The 23,501-nt window shown below is 66.7% G+C and carries 18 protein-coding genes; 7 read left to right on the top strand and 11 right to left on the bottom strand.

The features are described 5' to 3' along the window. Nucleotides 1-1,434 (top strand): biotin/lipoyl-containing protein (locus tag Q0480_RS10175; protein ID WP_299132582.1); only part of this gene is annotated, 1,434 nt, incomplete at its 5' end. Between the two features lie 64 nt (nucleotides 1,435-1,498). Here the strand turns inward: Q0480_RS10175 and Q0480_RS10170 are convergent. From Q0480_RS10170 to Q0480_RS10120, 11 genes are all read right to left on the bottom strand, one after another. Beyond that, entirely contained in the window at nucleotides 1,499-2,461 is a 963-nt protein-coding gene (locus Q0480_RS10170; protein WP_299132580.1) for a type II secretion system F family protein, read from the bottom strand. A 13-nt stretch (nucleotides 2,462-2,474) separates the two neighbouring features. Next, nucleotides 2,475-3,482, bottom strand: coding sequence for a type II secretion system F family protein (locus Q0480_RS10165; protein WP_299132576.1), 1,008 nt, complete (start codon nucleotides 3,480-3,482; stop codon nucleotides 2,475-2,477). After that, nucleotides 3,470-5,089, bottom strand: a complete 1,620-nt coding sequence (locus tag Q0480_RS10160; protein ID WP_299132574.1) for a CpaF family protein — start codon at nucleotides 5,087-5,089, stop codon at nucleotides 3,470-3,472. The genes Q0480_RS10165 and Q0480_RS10160 overlap by 13 nt, the downstream gene beginning before the upstream one ends. A 6-nt stretch (nucleotides 5,090-5,095) precedes the next feature. Continuing rightward, nucleotides 5,096-6,304, bottom strand: a complete 1,209-nt coding sequence (locus Q0480_RS10155; protein ID WP_299132572.1) for an AAA family ATPase — start codon at nucleotides 6,302-6,304, stop codon at nucleotides 5,096-5,098. Nucleotides 6,305-6,307: 3 nt separating this feature from the next. Further along, nucleotides 6,308-6,928: a CpaD family pilus assembly lipoprotein gene (locus tag Q0480_RS10150; protein WP_299132569.1), complete on the bottom strand. Its 621-nt coding sequence runs from the start codon at nucleotides 6,926-6,928 to the stop codon at nucleotides 6,308-6,310. Nucleotides 6,929-6,939: 11 nt separating this feature from the next. After that, nucleotides 6,940-8,301 (bottom strand): type II and III secretion system protein family protein, encoded by a 1,362-nt coding sequence (locus tag Q0480_RS10145; protein WP_299132568.1) that lies wholly within the window; start codon nucleotides 8,299-8,301, stop codon nucleotides 6,940-6,942. A gap of 132 nt (nucleotides 8,302-8,433) precedes the next feature. After that, nucleotides 8,434-9,426, bottom strand: a complete 993-nt coding sequence (gene cpaB / locus Q0480_RS10140; RefSeq protein ID WP_299132567.1) for a Flp pilus assembly protein CpaB — start codon at nucleotides 9,424-9,426, stop codon at nucleotides 8,434-8,436. Between the two features lie 39 nt (nucleotides 9,427-9,465). Then, entirely contained in the window at nucleotides 9,466-9,672 is a 207-nt protein-coding gene (locus Q0480_RS10135; RefSeq protein WP_299132566.1) for a Flp family type IVb pilin, read from the bottom strand. A 211-nt stretch (nucleotides 9,673-9,883) separates the two neighbouring features. Next, nucleotides 9,884-10,666 (bottom strand): lytic transglycosylase domain-containing protein, encoded by a 783-nt coding sequence (locus tag Q0480_RS10130; RefSeq protein WP_299132565.1) that lies wholly within the window; start codon nucleotides 10,664-10,666, stop codon nucleotides 9,884-9,886. A 116-nt stretch (nucleotides 10,667-10,782) separates the two neighbouring features. Then, complete coding sequence (locus tag Q0480_RS10125) at nucleotides 10,783-12,144, bottom strand: 8-oxoguanine deaminase (RefSeq protein WP_299132564.1); 1,362 nt, start codon at nucleotides 12,142-12,144, stop codon at nucleotides 10,783-10,785. Nucleotides 12,145-12,233: 89 nt separating this feature from the next. Further along, entirely contained in the window at nucleotides 12,234-16,205 is a 3,972-nt protein-coding gene (locus Q0480_RS10120) for a nitric oxide synthase oxygenase (protein ID WP_299132562.1), read from the bottom strand. Between the two features lie 202 nt (nucleotides 16,206-16,407). Here Q0480_RS10120 and Q0480_RS10115 point away from each other — a divergent pair, with 202 nt between their 5' ends. From Q0480_RS10115 to pstB, 6 genes are all read left to right on the top strand, one after another. Beyond that, a complete protein-coding gene (locus Q0480_RS10115) occupies nucleotides 16,408-16,944 on the top strand; it encodes a heme NO-binding domain-containing protein (RefSeq protein WP_299132587.1) in 537 nt (178 codons plus the stop codon). Next, complete coding sequence (locus Q0480_RS10110) at nucleotides 16,937-18,631, top strand: ATP-binding protein (protein ID WP_299132560.1); 1,695 nt, start codon at nucleotides 16,937-16,939, stop codon at nucleotides 18,629-18,631. The genes Q0480_RS10115 and Q0480_RS10110 overlap by 8 nt, the downstream gene beginning before the upstream one ends. A gap of 186 nt (nucleotides 18,632-18,817) precedes the next feature. After that, nucleotides 18,818-19,852, top strand: coding sequence for a substrate-binding domain-containing protein (locus tag Q0480_RS10105; protein ID WP_299132558.1), 1,035 nt, complete (start codon nucleotides 18,818-18,820; stop codon nucleotides 19,850-19,852). A gap of 59 nt (nucleotides 19,853-19,911) precedes the next feature. Then, nucleotides 19,912-21,288 carry a phosphate ABC transporter permease subunit PstC gene (gene pstC, locus Q0480_RS10100; RefSeq protein WP_299132555.1) on the top strand — a complete coding sequence of 459 codons (1,377 nt, stop codon included), beginning with the start codon at nucleotides 19,912-19,914 and terminating at the stop codon, nucleotides 21,286-21,288. 10 nt (nucleotides 21,289-21,298) lie between these two features. Continuing rightward, nucleotides 21,299-22,582 carry a phosphate ABC transporter permease PstA gene (gene pstA, locus Q0480_RS10095; RefSeq protein WP_299132552.1) on the top strand — a complete coding sequence of 428 codons (1,284 nt, stop codon included), beginning with the start codon at nucleotides 21,299-21,301 and terminating at the stop codon, nucleotides 22,580-22,582. Nucleotides 22,583-22,667: 85 nt separating this feature from the next. After that, complete coding sequence (pstB, locus tag Q0480_RS10090; protein WP_299132584.1) at nucleotides 22,668-23,423, top strand: phosphate ABC transporter ATP-binding protein PstB; 756 nt, start codon at nucleotides 22,668-22,670, stop codon at nucleotides 23,421-23,423. Nucleotides 23,424-23,501: the final 78 nt, after the last annotated feature.

Genomic DNA, 23,501 nt, shown 5'->3' with positions numbered 1-23,501 from the left:
GCGATCTGCTACACCGGCGACATCAACGACCCGTCCCGCGCCAAGTACGACCTGAAGTACTACGTCGCCATGGCGAAGGAGCTTTCCGCCGCCGGCGCCCATGTCCTCGGCGTCAAGGACATGGCCGGGCTCCTGAAGCCCGCCGCCGCCTTCACCCTCGTCAAGGCGCTGAAGGAAGAGGTCGGCCTTCCCGTCCACTTCCACACCCACGACACCAGCGGCATCGCCGCCGCCTCGATCCTCGCCGCCTCCCGCGCCGGGGTCGATGCGGTCGACGCCGCGATGGACAGCTTCTCCGGCAACACCTCGCAACCCTGCCTCGGCTCGATCGTCGAGGCCGTCGCCCGCACCGACCGCGACACCGGTCTCGACATCGAGGCGATCCGCCAGCTCTCCGACTACTGGGAGGCCGTCCGCACCCAGTACACCGCCTTCGAGGCCGGCCTGAAGGCTCCCGCCTCCGAGGTCTACCTCCACGAGATGCCCGGCGGCCAGTTCACCAACCTCAAGGCGCAAGCCCGCAGCATGGGGCTGGAGGAGCGCTGGCACGAGGTGGCGCACATGTACGCCGAGGTGAACCGCATGTTCGGCGACATCGTCAAGGTGACGCCGAGTTCCAAGGTCGTCGGCGACATGGCGCTGATGATGGTCGCCCAGAACCTCAGCCGTGAGCAGGTCGAGGATCCGGCGGTCGAGGTCGCCTTTCCGGACAGCGTGGTCGACATGATGAAAGGCAACCTCGGTCAGCCACCGGGAGGCTGGCCGCCCGCCTTGCAGATGAAGGTTCTGAAGGGCAACGCGGGCTCTACCGAGCGGCCGGGCGCGGTCATGGCACCCGCCGATCTCGGCAAACTACGCGCCGACGTCGAGAAGCTGGTCCGCGAAGGCGAGACCATCGACGACGAGGATTTCAACGGATACCTGATGTATCCGAAGGTCTTCACCGACTATTTCAACCGGCATCGGGAATATGGTCCGGTGCGGACCCTGCCCACTCCGATCTATTTCTACGGGATGGAGCCGGGACAGGAGGCCTCGATCGAGATCGACCCGGGCAAGACGATCGAGCTGCGCCTGTCGGCGGTGAGCGAGACCAACGAGGAAGGCGACGTGCGCGTGTTCTTCGAGCTGAACGGCCAGCCGCGCACGGTGCGCGTGCCGAACCGCAGGGCCGCCGCCGCCGCGCCGAAGCGCCCGAAGGCCGAGCCCGGCAATCCCGGGCAGATCGCCGCGCCGATGCCGGGCGTGGTGGCGACGCTCGCGGTCGTGGTCGGCCAGGCGGTGCAGCCGGGCGACATGCTGCTGACCATCGAGGCGATGAAGATGGAGACCGGCCTGCACGCCGAGAAGGCGGGCACGGTCAAGGCGGTGCATGTCACGCCGGGCGCGCAGATCGACGCGAAGGACCTGCTGGTCGAGCTGGAGCTCGCCTGAGTCGCCTGAGCCTCGCGCCCCCGGTTCAGGCCGGGGGCGCCGGGTCGCGCCCGGGGTGAGGCCGTCACTTCATCCCGATGAAGTTGTCCATGATGTCGAGCACGGCCGGTCCGATCAGCACGATGAAGAGCGCGGGCAGGATGAAGATCATCATCGGTACCGTCATCGTAGCCGGCAGGCGGCCGGCCTTCTCCTCGGCGCGAAGCATGCGCTCGGTCCGCTGTTCCTGGCTTAGCACCTTGAAGGCGCGCGCCAGCGGGGTGCCGTATTTCTCGGCCTGAATCAGCGTGTTGACGAAAGCGTTCACCGCCGGCAACGGCGCGCGCTCGGCGAGGTTCTCGAGCGCGATGCGACGCTCGGGCATGAAAGCCAGCTCCATCGCCGTCTGGTTCAGTTCCTCGCTCAGCACCGAGGACTTGCGCCCGGTCTCGAGCACCACGCGCTTCAGCGCCGCGTCCGAGGCGAGCCCGGCCTCGGCGCAGATCACCAGCATGTCGAGCGAATCCGGCAGCGCCTTGCGGATGCTCGTCAGCCGCTTGTCGCGCTTGTTCTTGAGGATGATGTCGGGCAGCTTGCTGCCGAACAGCGCCGCGGCCATGACCGCCGCCATGTCGAGCAGCGCGCCCTTGCCGATCGGGTCGATGCCATAGACATAGAGCGCCGCCCCGGCCATGAAGGCGAGCGGCGCCACCAGCTTGAAGAATGTATAGACCACGATCGCGTCGCGGCTGCGATAGCCGGCGCTGACCAGCAGCAGGCGCGTGTCGTGGGTCTGGCGATCCTTCATGATCGAGAGTTTCGCCGTGGCCGCGCGCATGAAATTCAGCATTCCACGCTGCCAAGCCTGGCTCTGGGCGCTGCGCAGGTTCGCAGCCTCGAGATTGCGGTTCGATCGCTTGCCGATGGCGGCCCGCACCCGCTGCGCCCGCGTCCGCCGCCCGGCGACCCACATGGCGATCCCCGACAGCAGGAGCGCGAGGATCAGCGTGCCGGAGAGCGAATAGATGACAGCGGGGGTGAGAACCATGCCGCGCGCCCCGTCAGATCTCGAACTGGGTCATGCGCCACATCACGAAGGCGCCGAGCGAGATGCTGCCAAGGCCGGCGCCGAGCATCATGTGGCCGCGCGGATCGGTGAAAAGCGGCATGACATAGTCCGGGCTCATGAAGGAGAGCAGACCCAGCATCATGAAGGGCAGCGCGCCGATGATCATGGCGCTCGCCTTGGCCTCGGACGAGATCGCCTTGATCTTCAGCTTCATGCGTTGCCGTTGGCGCAGCAGGTCGGCGAGGTTGCCGAGCGCCTCGGCGAGGCTGCCACCGGTCTCGATCTGGATCGAGATCGAGATGGCGAGAAAATCCATCTCCGGCCGATCGATCACCCGTGCGACCCGCCAGAGCGCGCTTTCGAGCGACTCGCCGAGTTGAACCCGCTCGCTTATGCTGCGGAAATAGTCCCCGATCGGCTCGTCATATTCCTGTCCGACCGTGCCGACGCATTCGATGACCGGAAGGCCGGAGCGGATGCCGCGGATGATGGTGTCGAGCGCGTCGGGCAACTGCCGCATGAACTGCGCCGACTTCATGTCGCCGCGCAAGTTCACGAAGGCGTCGACAAGGAACATGCCGGCCAGCGCCGAAGGGATCGCGAGCAGCGCCAGGGGATAGCCGGTGGCAACCGCGCCGCCAACGGCGAGCACGGCCGCGACGACCAGCGACAACAGGATGAAGGCGCCGACCGACAGCGACATGCCCGCCCGGCTGATGTTGGCGCGCAGCCGTGTGGTGTCGAGCAGCGGCACGAACCGCGCGAGCGCGTTCGACAGGCCGACGAGCGCGTTCGATTCCTGCTTCTGGCGCAGCAGGCTCATGCGCGCCTCCTCGATATCGAGCCGACCCGACATGCGCCGGCGGCTGACCCGCCCGAGCCGCCGACGGTGCCGCGCCTTGGCCCGCAGCACGACGGCGATCACGAAGAGACCGAGACCGACTACGATGGAAACCGACAGGACGAAGAGGACGACGACCGTCGCGTTCACTCCTGACATCCCATCGCCTCCAGCAGCCGCCGGCCAAGCCCGAAATATTCCGCCCGCGGCAGGAAATGCGGCCTGAGGCGGGAACATTCGAAGCGACCGGCCAGTGTGCCGTCCGGGTTCTCGCCGTCGAAATGGAACTTGAAGAGATCCTGGGTAGTGACGACCTCGCCCTCCATGCCGGTGATCTCGGTCACCTGCGTGATCCGTCGCTTGCCGTCACGCATGCGGCTGATCTGCACGATGAGATGGACGGCGGACTGGATCTGCTCGCGTACCGCCTCGGCCGGCAGCTTGAAGCCCGACATCGCCACCATATTTTCCAGCCGGGTCAGCGCGTCGCGGGGCGTGTTCGAGTGGATGGTCCCCATCGAGCCGTCATGGCCGGTGTTCATCGCCTGCAGCATGTCGATCGCTTCCTCGCCGCGAATTTCGCCGAGGATGATGCGGTCGGGCCGCATGCGCAGCGCGTTCTTGACGAGGTGGCGCATGGTGATCTCGCCCTCGCCCTCGATATTGGCGGGCCGGGTCTCCAGCCGCACCACATGCGGCTGCTGCAACTGCAGTTCGGCGGCGTCCTCGATGGTGATCGTACGCTCGCCATGGTCGATCATCCGGCTCATGGCGTTGAGAAGCGTGGTCTTGCCCGAGCCGGTACCGCCCGAGATCAGGATATTGAGCCGCGCGCGGCCGGCGATCTTCAGCACGGTCGCCATATCGGGCGAGACGTTCCCCTGCCGCGCCATGACGTCGAGGGTGATCTCCTTCTTGGAGAACTTGCGGATGGCGATGGTCGGCCCGTCGATGGCCAGCGGCGGAATGATGATGTTGACGCGGCTGCCGTCCTTGAGCCGGGCATCGACCAGCGGTGTCGATTCATCGACCCGGCGGCCGACCTCGGTGACGATGCGGGTCGCGACATGAATCACATGCGCGTCGTCGCGGAAGGTCACGTCGGTGATTTCGAGCTTGCCGCGGCGCTCGACATAGATCTGATGCGGGCCGTTCACCATGATGTCGGTGATGGTCTCGTCCGCGAGCAGCGGCTCCAGCGGGCCGAGCCCGACCATGTCATCGACCAGCAGCCGCACGATCGACCGCATCTCGACGGCGTTGAGCTGGATCCGAAGATCGACGATGATTTCCTCGACGATCTCGGCGATCTGCAGCCGCAACTCGTCCGGGCCGAGGGCCGAGGCGACCGAGATATCGATGCGCTGCATGAGCAGCGGCATGACCTGGGCCTTGACCATGATCGCGCGCTTGTTCTTGGCTTCGGGCGCGCTCTTGGTCTCGTTTTCCGCCAGGGGATCGTTCAGCGGATCCACCGGCTCGGCCTCGGCCTCGGCCGCGGCCGGGGCCGGGGCCGCCTCGGCGCGCAGCGTTTCGATGATACCGCGCAGGATCTGGCGCTGGTCGATCAGGCTCGGCTTGGCCTCGCGCGGGGCGATCAGTTCGGCGAGGATGTCACTCGCCTTCTCGGCGAGGCCCATGGGTGTCGTCGCGGCGATCCCCTCGGCGCCGAGCATCTGGCGAAGCCGCTCGGTCGCGGCCGAGCGCAGCATGGAGATCGAATCATGCGCGGCGGTCAGGCGGCCGGAGTCGAACCCGTCTTCCATGGCGGGTTACTTCCTGCCGATCCGGCGCTTGAAGAAGCTGGTCTTGACCTCTTCGGGGACGCCGGCGAGCTCGATGCACAGGCGGTGCAGATCGACGATCATGCGATGCTTTGGCTCCGAACCGGCCAGCGGCTGGCCTTTCAGGCTCGCCCGCGCCATTGCCTTGGGATCGAGCGGAAAGGCGCAGCGGAGTTTCGCTTCGATGCCAGTCTCGAACTCCTTGGCGGTGATGTCGGGTTTCGGCCCGATCCGGTTCGCCACGAGATGGATTTTCGCCTGCCGGTTTCGGGTCAGCAGAAGCCGCGCCAGCCGGTTCCCGTCCCGCAACGACTGCAGCGTCAGCTCGGTCACGATGACGATATCGTCGCAGCGCGAGAAGAGCAGCGGCTCGCGCATCACGAAATGCCGCGGGATATCGAGGATCGACATGTCGAAATTCGCGCGCATCGTGTCGGCGAGCATCAGGACCTTTTCGTCGGTCATCCGCACCGCGTCGTCGAATGCCTCCTCCGTTGCCAGCACGTGCATGCTCTTGCCGAATTTCGCCATGGCGTTCTGCAGGAACACCTGGTCCACCCGTTCGGGATCGTCGAACGCCTCGCGCAGGCCGCGCGTCGGCTCGATATCGAGCGCGAGGGCGATATTGCCGGCATAGATGTCCATATCAACCAGCGCCGTGCGCCGGCTCAACCGTTCGGCCATCATCCAGGCGGTGTTGATGGCGATCGTCGTCACCCCGACCCCGCCCCGCGCGCCAATCATGCCGACCACCCGGCCAAGCGGCTTGACCCCGTCGCCCGGCTGCTCCAGCCGAACCAAGACCTCGCCGAGCACATCGGCGTCCACCGGCTTCACGAGATAGTCGCGCGCGCCGGTGCGCATGATCCGCCGGAAATAGTTGACGTCGTTGATCGAGCCGAGCGCCAGCACCTGCGAGCCGAGCCGCGCGAGTTCGATCAGCCCCGCCTCGACCTCCTCGATCGGAAGGCCCTCGATATCGATGATGACGAATCGCGCCGGCGGAGCGACGCCGAGCAGGCGCAGCGCGGCGGCGAGTCCGCCCTTGCGGATGCTCGATGTCGACCAGCCGCGTTGCGTCGCCACCGCCTGCGCCGCCGCCTGCGAGGCATCGTCGGCGAGATAGGCCGCGAAGGGCTCGCGCCCGTCATCGTCGTCGTCAAAGACCATCGTCGTGCGCGCGGCCGCCTGTGCCATCGCTCAATCCCCCAGACCGAATGGAGCGGGCTTGGTCTGGCCCGTCTGATAGCGCCGTACGGCCGCGACGCCGGTCACCGCGTCCGTGGCGCCAAGTACGCGCGGCGCGGTCAGGTCGCGCACCTCCGCCGCCATTTCGGCGCGGTTGATCGCGTTGACACAGCCGATCGCCGGGAAGGGCGTCAGCATCTGTGTCTCGAAGGCGTCGCGTCCGCTGTTGACGCAATCGACCGTCACCTGGTCGTGGCGCAACACCTGCACGAACGCCGCGTCGGGCCGCGGATTGGTATAGACAAAGCCCGGGGTGCCAACGAGACGCACACGCGCCGGCACCGGCCCGACGGCGCCGCGTGTCACCTGAACCCGGCGCGCATCCACCGTTGCAACGCCCGAGGACGGAATATCCACCACCACGTCGTCGGTCGTCCGCAGCACCTGCGCGCTCAGGAACGCCCGCAGACGCGCCTGCTCGCCGTTCGCCAGCTCGCTCGTTCCGGGCCGGAAGTAGAGATCGGTCTGCGCCTGCGCGCCGGTGTCGGCATAGCGCGGAACCTCGAAGCTCGCGATCGGCTGATCGGCGCATCCAGCCAGTGCCAGCGCCGCGCATATCCAGAAAGGCTTCATCTCCCGCGCCCTCATTCGAACACGAAGCCCGAGGCGCCCTGCAACCGGCGCCGCCCGACGCTGTTCTTGACCTGGTCGGACTTGCCCTGCGCCTGGAAACGGCCGAGCAGGATGCGCTCGAAGTCGTTCGGCGGGCGGTAATTGTCGACCGGCGTCGCCATCTTGCGCGATCCCCCACCCGGCTTGACGATGATCGGCGTCACGATGATGACGAGCTCGGTCTGGCCCCGCTTGAAGCCCGAGGACCGGAACAGCGCGCCGAGCACGGGAATCGACCCTATCCCCGGCATTTTCGACCCGTTCTGGGACGAGCTGTTCTGCATTAGACCCGCGATCGCGAAGCTCTGGCCGCTGCCGAGATCGACCGTGGTCTCCGCCCGCCGGCTGACGAGCGAGGGAACCTCGGCGTTCTGGGCGAAGCTGAGCTCGCTCACCTGGGTCGCGACCCGCAGGCTGATCCGGTTGCCGTCGAGCACCGTCGGGGTGAAATTGAGCCCGATGCCGTAGTCCTTGAAGGTGATGGTGTTCTGCCCGCCCTCCTGGGCGACGGCGTAAGGGTACTCGCCGCCGGCGAGGAAGCTCGCGCTCTCGCCCGAGCGGGCCGTCAGGTTCGGCTCGGCCAGGATCGAGACCAGCCCGTCCTCGGCCAGGGCCTGCAACAGGAAGTCGACGGAGACCTGCGTGCCGGTATAGGAGACACCGACATCGTAGCCCCCGGTCGGACCGCCGCCGCCCACCAGCCCGAATTGCAGCGAGCCGCCGGTATTCACCCCGACCGCGCCCCACCGGATGCCGAGCTGGCGATCGACGTTGCGGCTGATCTCCGCGATGCGGACCTGAAGATTCACCTGGGTCGGCGCGCTGATCGTCATGCGGTTGACCACGCGCGTCGGATCATCGACGAACTGGCTCGCCACCTGCATGACGTTTGCCGCCACCTCCGGGCTCTTGACTTCGCCGGTGACGACAAGCGACTGATCGACCGTGGTCGCGGTGACATCGCTGCCCGGTGCGACCCGCGCGAGACCCGCCTTCAGCGCCTCGGTATTGTGCGTCACCCGGATGTTCGCCGACATCAGCACATTGTCCTGGTCATCGACGGCGAACAGCGTGGTCTCGCCGACGCCGACGCCGGTCAGGTACAGCAGGCGCGGCGATTTCACCTCGATATCCGCCACCTCGGGATTGGCGACGAAGAGGCTCGAAAACTCGCTGTCGACCTTGATGAGCTGGCCCGCGCCGATCACCACTGTGATCGACTTCTCGACCTGCGGCTCGACCAGTTCGAAGGCATCGGCCGGCGCGGTCCAGTTGACCGGCTGGAGCGTCAGCGCGGCGGCGATCGCCGCCAGCAGTCTATGGGGTCCAGGCACCGCGTTACTCCAAACTCGAACGTTCTGCTCGGTCCGGAGCGGAGTCCGGCCTCGCCCGGGCCATCCGCTCCAGTGTTCAGTTCTGTCGCAATGTCCTCGTCGCCGGCCAGGCTTGGCCGGTCGGACATTGCCCTAGTTGACCGCTTCCGGCGGCGCTTCCGCCGCCTTCTCGGGCTGCGTGGCGGCGTCGCCACCATAGAGCAGCCCACTGCTCTTCCGCCCGCGCACGACCTGAACCGGGAAGGCGCGCATCCGGTCGGCGACCCGCTCGTCATTGTGCCGGTTGAGCAGCGTCGTCACTTCGGAATCGAGGGTCATCGGCCGGGAGATGGAGGGGTGGGCGTCGAGCGGCTTCGACATCCGGCCCGAGACGCGTTCCAGAGGATCGCGGCCCGGCTCCGTCGCTTCGTCGTCACCGCCGTCGCGCACCGAATTCAGCACCAGCGACAGGGTTCCGAGCGTGGTGGCGAGCGTGATCGTCTCGGCCTCGGCGGGCGTCACTTCCAGCGTCGCGGTGTCGGCGACCGGCAGGTCCTTCACCTTCTCTTCGAGACTGTGCGTCTGGCTCAGCCGCTGATCGAGCGCGAGGACACGCAGATTCCGCGCCACCGTCTCGCTGGCATGGATGTCGCGCTTTTCGTCCATCAGCTCGGCCGTCACCGAATAGGTGAGGATGATATCGACCCGGTCGCCAGGCAGCGCGAGGCCGCTGACGCCGGCTACTTCGCTGATCGGGATCGAAACCGCGCGCTTGCCCCGAGGCAGAACGGCGGCGAGAAAGCCGCGATTGCCCGGCTGGACGGTCGCGGAACGCGCGATCGGCATGCCCTTCGGCAGCGTCTGGCGCGCGACACTGCCAAGCAGCAGCTTCTCGCCCTCGTCGTCGGCCAGGATCATTTCCTCGGTGACCGCGGACTTTGCCAGCGCCATGCGCCCGAGACTATCGGGGCGCAGGATGGTGCCCGTCGGCAACTGGTCGGCCGCGACGAAGACCTCGGTCGGCTTTGGCGGCGCGACCTTCACGGCGACGGGCGCGGCCGCTGGCGGCCGCGTCCCGAGATAGGCGTAGTAGCCGGTGCCACAGGCCACGATCAGCGCCGCGAAGAGCAGGAGGAAGACACGCATGATCGTGATGGCTCCGGCCGGGGCGCTGTATCGGGAGCCTTATTCTTCTTCGCCAGTCGGCGCGGTGGACGGGTCGGCGATATAGCTGTTCACGTCGGTGAAGGTGTCGCGCAGCGTGCCGCCCAGCGTCGATACGGCGGCGATGATCACGACGGCGATCAGCGCGGCCAGCAGGCCGTATTCGATCGCGGTGGCGCCCTTGTCGTCCTTCAGAAGACGCTTGGCGAAATTAAAGTTGTACTTCATGTCTCACTCTCCATTTTCACGTCTTCGGGGGCGTGTGTTACTCACAGTTTTTTGTAGTGCCACATGATCACTTGAATTTCAAGCAATCAATACTGACAGTTTTTTCCAAACTTATCGCATAAATACAGCAAAATATTTACGGGCAGTTAACAGCCCGCTGGCGCATCTATTGGCTTCGGTCGCAGGTGTAAAAATTGCCACGCTCACCCCCTCAGAAAGCGCTCGTCGGACGCGGCATCTCGTTGCGCGACAGCAGCACGGCGGGTACCGGCGGTTCCGCCGAGGCACGCTCGCCCTTCGCCGCCAGCGGCGGAGCGAACTGGCGCTTGTCGATGGTGATGATCAGCGGCGGCCGGGCCAGCTTGACGCGGCTCTTGCGCGGCGTCGCCGGCTCCGCGGCCGGGCTCGCCCCCACGTCGCCGGTGACGACGAGCGGCGCGTCGCCGACGCTGGCGAGGATCCGGTCGAACCGCGCGCGATAGATCTGGGCATATTCCGGGGTACGCGAGTGATAGGCCCCCGCCGCCCGCGACCAGTCGCCAAGCTCGCCATGCAGATCGCGCAGGAACCGCGCCGCGTAGTCGGCCCCGGCCTCCTGGTCGAACATCGCCTCCAAGGACGGGAAATTATGCCCGTGCCAGCGATAGTTGATCTGGAAGCAGCCGACATCGAAGCTGGTACGTCCCTCGGCGAGACTCGCCTGTGCGAAGGCCAGCGCCTGTTCGCGCGTCGCGAACCAGTAGCCCTGCCCTTCACGGTTGATCGCCCAGGGCCAGGGCCGCAGCCGTCCACCCTGGTTGCGCCCGGTTTCGGTCAGGGACACCGCGTTCAGCACCGAGGCCGGAATACCGGCCGTCGTCGCACCCCGGACGATCGCCCGATCGCAAAGCGCGGTCTGGGCTTCGGCGTCGCTGGCCTTCGCGGCCGGCGATTGCGCGGCGAACGCCAGCGCGAGCAGGAGGCGCGGCCAGAGGCCGGACCGGGCTGCGGACATGGGGAATCTCCCGGGACCGTTGATCGCAACCGTCCTAGCGCTCCTTGGTTAATCCCCGGTTTCCCATGGCAAATTTTCCCGCGCCGCCGCTGCCTGGTCTGCCGGATCGGACCCCGCTAGCCGTTGACCAGCGTCCGCGCGAGACGATTGTGCCGCTCGATCAGCGGCCCGAGATCCAGCGTGGTCAGTTGCCCGTCCCGCGCCACCACCCGCCCGTTGACGACGGCGAAGGCGACCGAAGGCACCGCGTTGAAGACCAGCGCCGCGACCGGGTCGTGCAGCCCGCCGGCGAAACCGATGCCGGAGAGGTCGAAGGCGACGAGATCGGCCGCCATCCCGGGCGCGAGATGGCCGATATCATCGCGGTTCAGCACACGCGCGCCGCCCCGGGTCGCGATCTCCAGCGCCTGCCGCGCGGTCATCGCATCCGGCCCGAACCCGACCCGCTGCAACAGCAGCGATTGGCGAACCTCGCCCAGCATGTGACTCGAATCGTTCGAGGCCGAACCATCGACTCCCAGGCCGACCGGCACGCCGGCGTCGATCATGCGGCGCACCGGCGCGATCCCGGAGGCGAGGCGCATGTTCGAGCAGGGGCAATGTGCGACGCCGGTGCCGGTGCGGGCGAAGGCCGCGATGCCCGGCGCGTCGAGCTTCACGCAATGCGCATGCCAGACGTCATGCCCGAGCCAGCCGAGATCCTCGGCATATTGCGCCGGTGTCCGCCCGAACTTCTCGCGGCTGTAGGCGATGTCGTTGTCATTCTCGGCGAGATGGGTATGCAGCGACACCCCGTAGGCCCGCGCCATCTCGGCCGAGGCGCGCATCAGGTCGGTCGAGACCGAGAAGGGCGAGCAGGGCGCCAGTACCAGCCGCAGCATCGAGAACCGCTCGGGATCGTGGTAGCTCTCGATCAGGCGCTGGCTGTCCCTCAGGATCGCCTCTTCCTCCTCGACGCAGGAATCAGGCGGCAGCCCGCCCTTGCTCTCGCCGACGCTCATCGAGCCGCGCGCGGCGTGGAACCGCATGCCGATCTCGGCCGCCGCCGCGATGCTGTCATCGAGCCGACAGCCGTTCGGATAGACATAGAGGTGGTCCGAGCTGGTGGTGCAGCCCGACAGCAGGAGCTCGGCCATCGCCGTCTGGGTCGAGACCCCGATCATCTCCGGCGTCAGCCGCGCCCAGATCGGATAAAGCCCGCGCAACCAGCCGAAGAGCTCGCCATCCTGCACGGCGGGCACGACCCGCGTCAGGCTCTGGTACATGTGATGGTGGGTATTGATCAGCCCCGGGATCACCACGTGGCCGGCGAGGTCGAGCACCTCGTCCGCCGTTTCGGGCATGTCGGCCCGGGTGCCGACGGCGACGACCCGGTTGCCCTCGATATGGACGCATCCCCCCGCGATCTCGCGCCGCGCGTCGTCCATGGTGACGAGAACCGCCGCGTCGCGGATCTGCAGGCTGCGCTCTTTCGTCATGGGAACCTTTCGACCGGGTGGAGGAAAGGCTAGACGGCGGACGCCGTGAAAACAACCGGCCGCCCTCTCGGAGCGGCCGGTCGAAAGGCCTAGTACTGGACGATCGAGCCGGTCCTCGGCTTGCGCCCGGTCAGCGCGCGCTGCAGCCGCATCAGCCATCCCGAGCCCTGATCGTACTTCGCGCGAACCATCTCGGGCAGTGCCACGTCCCTGTTGAGCTGGACGCCCCAGACATCCTCGATATAGCGGCCATCGGCGCGCAGATCGCGCAGGAACGAAACAGCGGCGGCGTATGAGAAGCCCGCCTCACGCTGCAGAACCTGCAGCACGCGCTCCTCGACATCCTGCGCCATCTTGGCGTCGCCGCAGATCAGGAACCGGCTGTCCGGCCGGCCGAGGATGTCCCAGACCGTGGCACCGTCCTCGTCGAGCGCGTCCTGTACATAGGCCTTGGCCGGGCCTTGCCGCGAGTAGGCGACCGAGAGATGGCCAAGGAAGCCCTGCTCGCGCCAGTCGATCAGGTGGCGCCGCTGGAGGAACTCGTCCTCGCCCCGGCAGCCGAAATAGAGCGCGACCGGATTGTCGCGGTCCGAGCGTACCTGACGCGCGACCCGATCCTGCAGGATGCCGAACAGGGCAGAGACGCCGGTGCCCGCGCCAACCAGCAGCAACGGCCCCGCGAATTCCGCCGGCAGCCGGCGTGGCGCCGAGCGCAGGGTGATCCGGACCTGGTCGCCCGGCTTGCGCGCCGCGAGATAGTGCGAGCAGAGCCCCCGCCGCACCCGGCCGTCCCGTTGCGGAACATTGAGGACGCCGGTCATGATCCGCGCCTGTCGCGGGTGCCAGAGCGGGCTCGAGCCGATCGAATAGAGGCGTGGTTTCATGCGGGGCAGAAGCTCGATCAGCTGGTCCAGCGACGGGATCGACTGCGGAAAGGCGTCGAAGAGGTCGAGCAGCGTGATGTAGGTGTCGCGCAGCCACCCGCGCAGCTGGCGCCGGGCCGGATTGGCCTCCTCGAGATTCAGTACGTCGAGCCATTTGGCGAGCTGCGCCTGATCGTCGAGATCGGAACTGACCGCGCGCATCGTGGCCATCAGCTCCTCCGGCGCGTCCGGCATCATCAGGTCGAGATCCTCGGCGAGCAGCCGGTGCACCGGATAGCCGTCGCGATAGCGTTCGAGCGTCGGCGTCGAGGCGCCGAGCACGCGGAACCAGCCCTCCGGCGGCAGGCCGAGATGGCGGCAGACGCCTTCGACCAGATGCGCCGGATTCGCCGGATGGATCGCCAGATGGTCGCCCGGCGCATAGGCCGGCGCCCCGTCGGCGAGGATGATGCCGATATGGCGGGTCGAGCGACTGCCACCCGGCTCGGCCGACAGCATCTCGCTGTTGAAGGCGACGATGCCGACATTCGCCGGGTCGGACTCGATGGAGCGCGCCGGCGGGATCAGTTCGACGATCGCGCGCCGGGCCTTCACCCTCTGGCCGTCGGCGGACCAGAGCTTGGCAAACATTTCCAGCCACTGCTTGACGGTGTCGGCCTGGCCGGCGATCTCGTCCGCGAGCGTCAGCGCGGACAGGCGCTCGCCGCCCGCCGCCTCCAGCGCCGCGTCGAAACCGGTCGCGGCCGCGCAGTAGTTCGGATAGATCCGGTTGCCAATGCCGAGCACCGCGAAGCCCAGGCCGCGCAGCGCACCGGGCTTGCAGCTCGACAGCCACTCCATCAGCGCCTTTCCGTTCGCCGGGATTTCGCCGTCCCGGCATGTCGACGTGATGAGCAGCGCCAGCGACTCGCGCGGCAGCGTGTCGACATCGACCTCGTCGAGCGACAGGACCACGGGCGAGAGCGGCGCGAGACGTCGGGCCGCCTGCCGGGCGTAGCCCTCGGCGGTGCCGGTTTCCGAGGCGTAGAGGATCAGCGGGCGCCGCGTCTTCTGCTGGACCGGCATCAGGATCCGCGCCGGCCCGATGTCGCGCTCGACCACCGCCCAGCGGTCGGCGGCGTAGCTGTAGCAGGGGCGGAGGTGGAAATCGCGGGTCTCGTGGTGCCAGACCGGAGTGGTGGAGCCACCGGCCGCCGGCGCGATCCAGGACCATTGCGCCGGGCATTCGCGCCCCGCCTTCTTCTCGCGCAGGTCATGGATCATGAACTGCCGCGAGGCGGTCTGATGGTCGACGAGCGTCACGCGCGCCTGGCTGAAGGAATGGAGGATGGCGGTATTGAGCTCGAGGAAGGCCCGGTCGCGCCAGAGCGTCATCTCGCTCGACGTGTCAAGGCCGAAGGTCTCGGCGACCTCGGCGGCGCGATCGTAGCGCTTTTCCTCGAAGAGGTTGCGTGCGATCTCGGTACCCATGAACCAGCCGTTGAAAGGCAGACAGCCGTAGTCGATGCCGCCGATCTCCATGCGGAAATTGGCGATCGCGGGAACCGCGCACCATTTGAGGCCGAGCGCGGCCACCTTCGGCTCGCTCGGGTGGCTGATCGGCACTTCGAGCACGTCCGCCTTGTCCAGCTCGTAGAGCCGGGGCTCGTGGCCCGGCACGTCGATGACCAGCGGCAGGATGTCGAAATTCGAAGGCCTCTCGGGCGGGAGCCAGCCGAGCTTGCGGATCGCGCTGGTGAGATCGAGATTCGCCCGGTCGCCGATCACCGTCCCGTCCGGCAGCGCATATCCAGCGTAGCGAATGAGCTGGCTGTTCCAGATGCGCGGCCCCCAGCGCTCCTGCGGCCGGGTGGGCCGGAACACGGTGAGCACGATCTCGATATTGCCGCCGTTGGTGGCCGCGCGCAGATGCTCGACGCATTCGGCGAAGATCGCGTCCGGCTCGGTCACGTGCCGGCGGTCGCGCACGATCAGGTTCTTCCAGCTGATCCGGCCGATGCATTTCGGCGCGTTGCGCCAGGCGAGCTTGGCGCCGTATTCGATCTCTTCGTAGGTCTGGGTATAGGTGCCAGTCGCGCGGATCTCGTGGCTAATCTCGGACCAGCGCTTCTCGACCTTGGTCGCGGGCCAGGCGAGTTCCTCGGCCAGTTGGTCGATGAATTCGCGCGCGGCTTCGCCGAGGCGTTCCTGCTGCGCCATCGGCTCGGAGATGACGCGGATCACCCGTCCGAACAACACCGACCATCCCCGACGCATCCGGTCGTTCAGCGGAAGTCCGAACGTCGACAGGGTCTCGAGCAGCGGATCGGCCAGTTTCGGATAGTCGATGGTCGGGATCTGGTTCACCTGATGAACCGAGGCGAGATTGCGCAATTCCGTCCGCAGGCTGCGCGGTTTGGTCGCCACGCGGCTCAGGAACACCACGGTCTCGATCAGGTGGCGCGACAGCATGTCCATGTCCGCCGTGCGGAAATGGCGCAGAACCTCGGGGAAGGTGCGAAACAGAGTCTGGTAGAAGAAGATACCGGCCTCCTGCGGCTGGCTCAGCATCTTCTCGGCGCCCGCCTGCATCTCGGCGATGATCTCGGGCGAGAGGGCGCGGTCCTCGGCGATCGCGTGGGCGATCATCGGCCCGGCGATTTCCATGGCGAAGAAGCGACCAAGCGCGGATTCACCCTTGCGCGCCAGATCCTCGCGCTCGAAATCCTCGAGATATGGCACCTTGCCGAAGGCCCAGAGGAAGGTGTTCTGCGCCATCCGCCACTGGTCGGGGGTAAGGCCATAGGTCGAGAAGAAGGCGCCGCATTCCTCGATCGTCTTGCTGCGCGCGGCACGAGCGCCGGGCGCGCTGGCATAGGCCTCGCGCAGGACGGTCTCGGTGCGCGGATCGATGGCCCGCACGGCGAGGTCGAACAGCTTGAGGAACTCGGCCGCGGCCTGATCGATAGCGGCGCCGAATTGGTCGGCGATTTCCGGAACATCCAGTACGAGGCGTTCGAAGAACATCTCGGTCAGCATTTCATCAAATGCCAGAAACTTGTTCCAGCTGTCCTTGATCAATACCACGTCAATTTTAGAGAGCTTGTCGTGAACAGGAAACGGATCTGCGATGCCGCTCGCCGATACGTCCTCCGGATCCTCGTGGTAGATTCGATCGACCGCGCCAAACTTGCTCATCACTCAACCCCTCGCCAATCCTTTTTCGCTTGCGCGCGCATTCGTTAACCACCGTTTAACCATTGGAATACTATCCCAATAGTTGTTAACGCATCGCCAACACGGCCGTGGCAGAGCATCCGCGCAAGGCCCGGGAAGGTGCCGCTCGTGCTCCGCCGCCCTCCGGTGGCCGCGATCGATGGAGAGGCAGGCAGTGTACGGGATGATCCATCAGGCGGCGCGGGACATGGCCGTCGCGCATCTCGGCGAGGCGGAATGGGAAGCCCTGGCCGCGTCGCACGGGCTGTCCGGCCACCATTTCATCGGCGTCGACTACTATTCCGACGCCGATACGCTGTCGCTGGTCAATGTCATTTCCAAGCGGCTTTCCCTGCCGATCGACCAGGCGCTGTACGAATTCGGCCGCTTCTGGATCACCTTCGCCGGCGCGTCGGCCTATGGTCGCGTCCTGCGCATGGCGGGCGACGATCTCGAAAGCTTCATCGAGAACCTCGACCGGATGCATGCGAGCATCAAGTCGAACATGCCGCTCGCCTCCCTGCCCTCCTTCCAGGTGCTGGAATCCGACTCCCGGCACATCCAGGTGCTCTATGTTTCAGAACGCGACGGCCTCGAACCCTTCGTGCAGGGCATTCTCAGCGCCGTCGCCGAGCGGTTCGATGAATCGGTGACGATCGACTACGGCGCCTGCCCCGACGGGGTCGTGTTCGAGATCACGCGGATCATCCATGATGCATAGGATCCGCGCGATCGTCGGTTCCGAGCAGGGAGCCCTGATGCTCGATGAGACCGAATTGTCGGTTCTGTTCCCCGCCTATCTTCACCTCGGTTCGGACGGGTGCATCATCGCCGCCGGCCCTTCGATCATCGAACATTCCGCGCCCGACCTCGTCGGTTCGGCGTTTTTCTCGCGCTTCCGCGTCGAGCGCCCGGCTCAGGTCGAAAACGTCGATGCCTTGCGCACCCACGGACGGCCCATCATCGTACGCATGATACCACCCCGCGCGCTGCGGATGCGCGGCATACCGCTCGTGCGGCGTGACGGCATCTGGCTGATGCTCGGCCACATTCCGGATGTCGAGAAGGTCGACAGCGGACCGCAGCTTCAGTTCTCGGATTTCTCTCCGACCGACGGCACGCTCGACATGCTGCTCGCCGCGGAAATGCGCTCCGGCCTGCTTGACGAGGCGCGCGCGCTCGCCGCCGCGCTGCGGGAACAGAAGAAGGCGGCGGAACAGGCCAATCTCGCCAAGAGCGCCTTCCTCGCCACGATGAGCCACGAGATCCGGACGCCGATGAATGGCGTGCTGGGCCTCGCCTCGATCCTCGCCGGCACCGAACTGTCGCCCGAACAGACGGAAATCCTCGACGTGATGATCACGTCGGGGGAGTCGCTGATGGACATCCTGAACGACGTCCTCGATCTCTCGAAGATCGAGGCGGGCCAGATCGACATTGAAACCACCACCTTCAACCTGCCCGACCTCGCCCAGGCGGCGCGCGTGCTGTTCACGCCGCTCGCCTCCACCAAGGGTCTGACGCTCGAGATGAAAGTCACCGCGCCCGAGCCCTATTGCGAGGGCGATCCGGTGCGCATCCGCCAGATCCTGGTCAATCTCATCGCCAACGCCATCAAGTTCACCGATTCCGGGCGCGTCCTGGTCGAGGTTTCGGTGCTGGACCAGCCGGAGGGGCAGGTCCTGCGCATTTGCGTCACCGACACCGGGATCGGCATGTCGGCCGAAGCGATCGAGAAGCTGTTCCAACCCTTCGTGCAGGCGGACAGTTCCACCACGCGGCGGTTCGGCGGCACCGGCCTCGGCCTCGCAATCGCCAAGCGCCTCTGCCAGCAGATGGACGGCGGCATCCGCGTCGAGAGCCGTCTTGGCCGCGGCTCGCGTTTCCTGGTCGAGTTGCCGACCCGCACGGTCGACGCGCCCGAGGTCCACGCCGATGTCGACGACGACGATCCCGAGGAACTCGGCGTGCCCCATGTCCTCGTCGTCGAGGACAATGCGACCAACCAATTCGTGTTCACCCTCTTCCTGCGCAAGCTCGGGATGACCTTCGACATGGTGAGCCAAGGCGCCGAGGCCCTGACCGCCTGGGAGAAGCGGCCATACGACGTGGTGCTCATGGATATCGAGATGCCGGTACTCGACGGCTTCGAGACCACGCGTGAACTCCGTCGGCGCGAGCATGCGCAGTCGCGCGGCCGCACGCCGATCATCGCCCTGTCGGCCGATGCGATGCTGGAGAACCGCGACCGCGCGCGAGAAGTCGGCATGGACGAGTTCATCACCAAGCCGATCGAAATAGAACGGCTGCGCCGCATGATCTGGTCCGTGGTCCGCCGGAACGCCTCCCATATCGACGCCCCGACCGCCCCTCGCGGCGGGATCGATCCGCCGCGCGCGGGCGCGTGACGCGCACCTCGACCGGTTCAGTCCATAAATCACGAAATTTCAAAAGCTTGCCGCGTCATTAATTTGTCGCAAAAATGATGCACAAGCATCATCGGAACGCTCTAGGGTCTGCGCGCTCCGGCGGGGTCTTTCGGCTCCGTCCCTGTTCGTTCGTGACGCCGTTCACGCAGCCCGAGAGGACTTCCGATGAAACACGCCGCTAGGTCCGGCGCCGCCCTGGCCATCCTGGCCGCGACGGCGGCCGGCGCGTTGGCGCAGTCCCGCGATCAGATCCGGATCGTCGGCTCCTCCACGGTGTTTCCCTATACCCAGGCCGTGGCCGAGCAGTTCGCGGGCATGACCGGCGGCCCCGCGCCGGTGGTCGAATCGACCGGCACCGGCGGGGGTATGAAGATCTTCTGCGGCGGCGTCGGCCCGCAGTTCCCCGACATCACCGGCGCCTCGCGCGCGATCAAGGCTTCCGAATACGAGGCTTGCGTCGCCAAGGGCGTCGATAACGTCACCGAGGTTCTGCTCGGCTACGACGGCCTGTCGATCGCGCATTCGATCAACAGCCCGGACATGGATCTCAGCAAGGCGCGGATCTTCCAGGCGCTCGCATCCGAGGTCGAAGTGGACGGCAGGATCGTCCCGAATCCGTTCCGGAAATGGTCCGACATCGACGCGTCCCTGCCGGACAGCGCGATCCAGGTGTTCGGCCCGCCGCCGACCTCGGGCACCCGCGACGCCTTCGTCGAACTCGTCATGCACGAGGGTTGCGCGACCTTCCCGGCGATCGAGGCGCTGGACGAGAGCCGCGAGGCCGAGGTCTGCGAGCGGATGCGCCAGGACGGACCCTTCATCGAGGCTGGCGAGAATGACAATCTCATCGTGCAGCGGCTGGAATCCGACCCGACCACGCTCGGCATCTTCGGCTATTCGTTCCTCTACGAGAACACCGACAAGCTGAAGGCCGTCGCGGTGGATGGCGTCGCGCCAAACGCCGAGACCATCGTCTCGGGCGCCTACGCGGTCTCGCGCCCGCTCTATATCTACGTCAAGAACGCCCATCGCGGCGTGATCCCCGGCCTCGACGAGTTCCTCACCGAATATGTCTCGGAGGAGAGCTTCGGCCCGGACGGCTATCTGCCTGAGCGTGGCCTGATCCCGCTGTCGGATGCCGGGCGCGAGGAAGTGCGCGCCTCGGTCGCCGCCGGAACCAGGCTCGACCGCTTCAACTGACCTTGAGCGGGGGGCGCGGATCGATCCGCGCCCCCTCTTTCGCGAGGACATGCCCGCCCGTGCTCGGCTATCTCTTCCTGACAATCCTCGTGATGTCGCTTGTCGCCTACTACGTGGGCGGGGCGGCGGGCCGGCGCTTCGCCGCCTCCGGCGCCGACATGCATTCCGTCCCAAGCTATCACGGCGCCTATGTGGCGATCTGGGTGGGCGTACCGGCGCTGGCGCTGGTCCTGCTCTGGATCAGCCTGCGGGGCGCGGTCATCGACCACCTGCTTCTCGCGCGCCTGCCTGCCGGATTTCTCGATGGCCTCGCCCCGGCGGACCGCGACCTCGTCGTCCCGGAAATCCACAACGTCGCCGCCGGCCGCCTGTTCAAGGAGCCCTCGCCCGAGATCGCCGCGGCCGCCGCCGACCTCGGCCGCTGGAACACGATAGCCACCGCGGCGATGGTCGTCGTCGCCCTCGCGCTGATGCTGATCGGTCTTTTCGTCGCGACGCGGCGGCTGACCCCGAGGTTTCGCGCCCGCAACCGGGTCGAGAAGGCGCTTTCCGGCTTCATGATCGCCTGCTCGCTGGTGGCGATCCTGACCACGCTCGGCATCATCGCCTCGCTGGTCTACGAAGCCTCGGCTTTCTTCCGCCTGGTCCCCGCCCACGAGTTCTTCTTCGGCCTGCGATGGGAGCCGCAGATCGCCATCCGCGCCGACCAGATCGCCGGCGCCGGGGCCTTCGGCGCGGTGCCCGTCTTCCTCGGAACGCTGGTGATCTCGGTGATCGCCATGGCGGTGGCGGTCCCGATCGGCCTCCTGACCGCGATCTATCTGGTGGAATACGCCGACGCCCGGATCCGCGCCTTCGTGAAACCGATGCTCGAAGTGCTCGCCGGCGTTCCGACCGTGGTCTACGGCTTCTTCGCCGTCCTGACCGTGGCACCCGCGATCCGCGCCAGCGGCTCGCTCCTCGGCCTCGCCACCTCGCCGAACTCCGCGCTGGCGGCCGGGGTGGTCATGGGCGTGATGATCATCCCCTTCGTCTCCTCGCTCAGCGACGACGCGCTCCGCGCGGTGCCGCGCAGCCTGCGCGACGGCTCGCTCGCCATGGGCGCGACCCCGGCGGAAACCATGACCCACGTCCTGCTGCCCGCTGCGATTCCCGGGATCATGGGCGGCATCCTCCTCGGCCTCAGTCGCGCGATCGGCGAAACGATGATCGTCGTCATGGCGGCTGGCCTCATCGCCTCGATGACCATCAATCCGCTGGATTCCGTCACGACGGTGACGGTGCAGATCGTCACCATGCTGGTCGGCGACACCGAGTTCGACAGCCCAAAAACGCTGGCCGCCTTCGCGCTCGGCCTCGTGCTCTTCATCGCCACTCTCTGCCTCAATGTGATCGCGCTCACCATCGTGCGGCGCTATCGCGAACAATACGATTGACCCGCCACCGATGACCGATACCGCCGCTCCGCCGCATCCGAGTTCCACCGCCGCCGCCGCCGCCCACCGCCGGCGACGCTACGCGGCGGACCGCAGGCTGCGCGCCTATGGCATGGCGGCGATCCTGACCGCGCTCGGGCTCCTCGGCGTCCTGATCACCACCCTGGTCATCGGCGGCTATCCGGCCTTCACCCAGACGATGGTTCGCGTCGATTTCGCCATTCCGGCGGACCTCGTCGATCCGGCGCAGCCGGAAAAGGGCAATTTCCGCAAGATCACTCAGAACGGCGTCGCAGCACTGCTGCCCGGCCCGCGCTCACCGGCCGAGGCCAAGGCGATCGCCGGCATCCTGACGCCCAACACGCAGTTCATGGTCCGCGACGTCGTCGTGGCCGACCCGAGCGTGATCGGCGGCACTCTCACCCTCGAAATCCCCGCCTCCGACCCGTTCGACCAGTTGAACAAGGGCCTCGTCGATCGCGACACGCCCGAGGATCGCCGCCGCGTCACCAACGAGCAAATCGGATGGTTCGACCAGCTCGTCGCCCAGGACCGGGTGTCGCGGCCCTTCAACTGGGGGCTCTTCACCAATTCCAACAGCCGTTTCCCAGAGACAGCCGGCCTCGCCGGGGCCATCGTCGGCTCGTTCTACGTGCTGCTCGTCTGTTTCGTGATCAGCTTCCCGGTCGGTATCGCGGCGGCGGTCTATCTCGAGGAATTCGCGCCCCGCAACCGGATCACCGACCTCATCGAGATCAATATCAACAATCTCGCCGCCGTCCCCTCGATCGTCTTCGGCCTGCTTGGTCTCGCGGTCTTCATCCAGATCTTCGGCCTGCCACGCTCGGCGCCGCTGGTCGGCGGCATGGTGCTCAGCCTGATGACGCTGCCCACCATCATCATCGTCACCCGCAACGCGCTGAAGGCGGTGCCGCCCTCGATCCGCGAGGCGGCCTATGGCGTCGGCGCCTCGAAGCATCAGGTGGTGATGCATCATGTCCTGCCGCTCGCCCTGCCCGGCATCCTGACCGGCACCATCATCGGTCTCGCCCACGCGCTCGGCGAAACCGCGCCACTTCTCCTGATCGGCATGAACGCCTTCATCACCAACCCGCCCGGCGGCGTCCTGGAGGCCTCGACGGCGCTGCCCACCCAGATCTATATCTGGGCCGACAGCCCCGAACGCGGCTTCGCGTCCCGAACCTCGGCCGCGATCCTCGTCCTGCTCGGCTTTCTCATCGTGATGAATGCGATCGCGATCTTCCTGCGCCAGCGGCTCGAACGGACCTGGTAGCGCCGAATGAGGAAAAGAGATGACCATGGTGCTTGAGTCCCGCGCCGCCTCGGTATCCCCCACGGCCCCGGCCGCCGCCCCGGCGATGGTCAAGGTCCGCGCGCGCGATGTGTCCGTCTTCTACGGCGAGAAGCAGGCGCTTTTCGGCGTCGGCCTCGATATCCCCGCGAACCAGGTCACGTCGCTGATCGGCCCGTCGGGCTGCGGCAAGTCGACGTTCCTGCGCACCATAAACCGCATGAACGACACGATCGCGATCTGCCGCGTCACCGGCTCGATCCTGCTCGACACGATGGACATCTACGACCCCGAGGTCGATGTGGTCGAGTTGCGCGCCCGGGTCGGGATGGTGTTCCAGAAGCCGAACCCCTTCCCGAAGTCGATCTTCGAGAATGTCGCCTATGGCCCGCGGATCCACGGCATGACCCGCGACAAGGCCGAGCTCGAGGCCGTCGTGGTCAGTTCGCTCAAGCGCGCGGGTCTCTGGAACGAGGTGAAGGACCGGCTCGCCGAGCCCGGCACCAGTCTCTCCGGCGGCCAGCAGCAGCGGCTCTGCATCGCCCGCGCCATCGCCACCCGCCCCGAAGTGCTCCTGATGGACGAGCCGGCTTCGGCGCTCGATCCGATCGCCACCGCGATCATCGAGGAGCTGATCGACGAGCTGCGGGCCAACTACACGATCGTCATCGTCACCCATTCGATGCAACAGGCGGCGCGCGTCAGCCAGCGCACCGCCTTCTTCCATCTGGGCAAGCTGATCGAGGAAGGCCGGACCGAGGACATCTTCTCTCGCCCGCGCGAGAAGCAGACCGAGGACTATATTACCGGCAAGATCGGCTAGGGCAATGTCCAACCAGACGGGATCGTCTGGTGGCTAAGATATTGCGCTAAATCAAGACTCTGGAGCGGACGAGCCGGC

It is taken from the genome of uncultured Amaricoccus sp., assembly GCF_937891315.1.
In the GTDB taxonomy this organism is placed as follows: domain Bacteria; phylum Pseudomonadota; class Alphaproteobacteria; order Rhodobacterales; family Rhodobacteraceae; genus Amaricoccus.
This window is presented reverse-complemented; position numbering and strand designations above follow the sequence as displayed.

Bases quoted from the DNA above. Each gene is read 5' to 3' on its own strand.
- Q0480_RS10115 (WP_299132587.1), top strand. From the start codon at position 16,408: ATGATCCATCAGGCGGCGCGGGACATGGCCGTCGCGCATCTCGGCGAG.
- pstB (WP_299132584.1), top strand. From the start codon at position 22,668: ATGGTCAAGGTCCGCGCGCGCGATGTGTCCGTCTTCTACGGCGAGAAG.
- Q0480_RS10155 (WP_299132572.1), bottom strand. From the start codon at position 6,304: ATGGCACAGGCGGCCGCGCGCACGACGATGGTCTTTGACGACGACGAT.
- Q0480_RS10105 (WP_299132558.1), top strand. From the start codon at position 18,818: ATGAAACACGCCGCTAGGTCCGGCGCCGCCCTGGCCATCCTGGCCGCG.
- Q0480_RS10120 (WP_299132562.1), bottom strand. From the start codon at position 16,205: ATGAGCAAGTTTGGCGCGGTCGATCGAATCTACCACGAGGATCCGGAG.
- Q0480_RS10130 (WP_299132565.1), bottom strand. From the start codon at position 10,666: ATGTCCGCAGCCCGGTCCGGCCTCTGGCCGCGCCTCCTGCTCGCGCTG.
- Q0480_RS10150 (WP_299132569.1), bottom strand. From the start codon at position 6,928: ATGAAGCCTTTCTGGATATGCGCGGCGCTGGCACTGGCTGGATGCGCC.
- cpaB (WP_299132567.1), bottom strand. From the start codon at position 9,426: ATGCGTGTCTTCCTCCTGCTCTTCGCGGCGCTGATCGTGGCCTGTGGC.
- Q0480_RS10110 (WP_299132560.1), top strand. From the start codon at position 16,937: ATGCATAGGATCCGCGCGATCGTCGGTTCCGAGCAGGGAGCCCTGATG.
- Q0480_RS10160 (WP_299132574.1), bottom strand. From the start codon at position 5,089: ATGGAAGACGGGTTCGACTCCGGCCGCCTGACCGCCGCGCATGATTCG.
- Q0480_RS10125 (WP_299132564.1), bottom strand. From the start codon at position 12,144: ATGACGAAAGAGCGCAGCCTGCAGATCCGCGACGCGGCGGTTCTCGTC.
- Q0480_RS10135 (WP_299132566.1), bottom strand. From the start codon at position 9,672: ATGAAGTACAACTTTAATTTCGCCAAGCGTCTTCTGAAGGACGACAAG.
- Q0480_RS10170 (WP_299132580.1), bottom strand. From the start codon at position 2,461: ATGGTTCTCACCCCCGCTGTCATCTATTCGCTCTCCGGCACGCTGATC.
- pstA (WP_299132552.1), top strand. From the start codon at position 21,299: ATGACCGATACCGCCGCTCCGCCGCATCCGAGTTCCACCGCCGCCGCC.
- Q0480_RS10165 (WP_299132576.1), bottom strand. From the start codon at position 3,482: ATGTCAGGAGTGAACGCGACGGTCGTCGTCCTCTTCGTCCTGTCGGTT.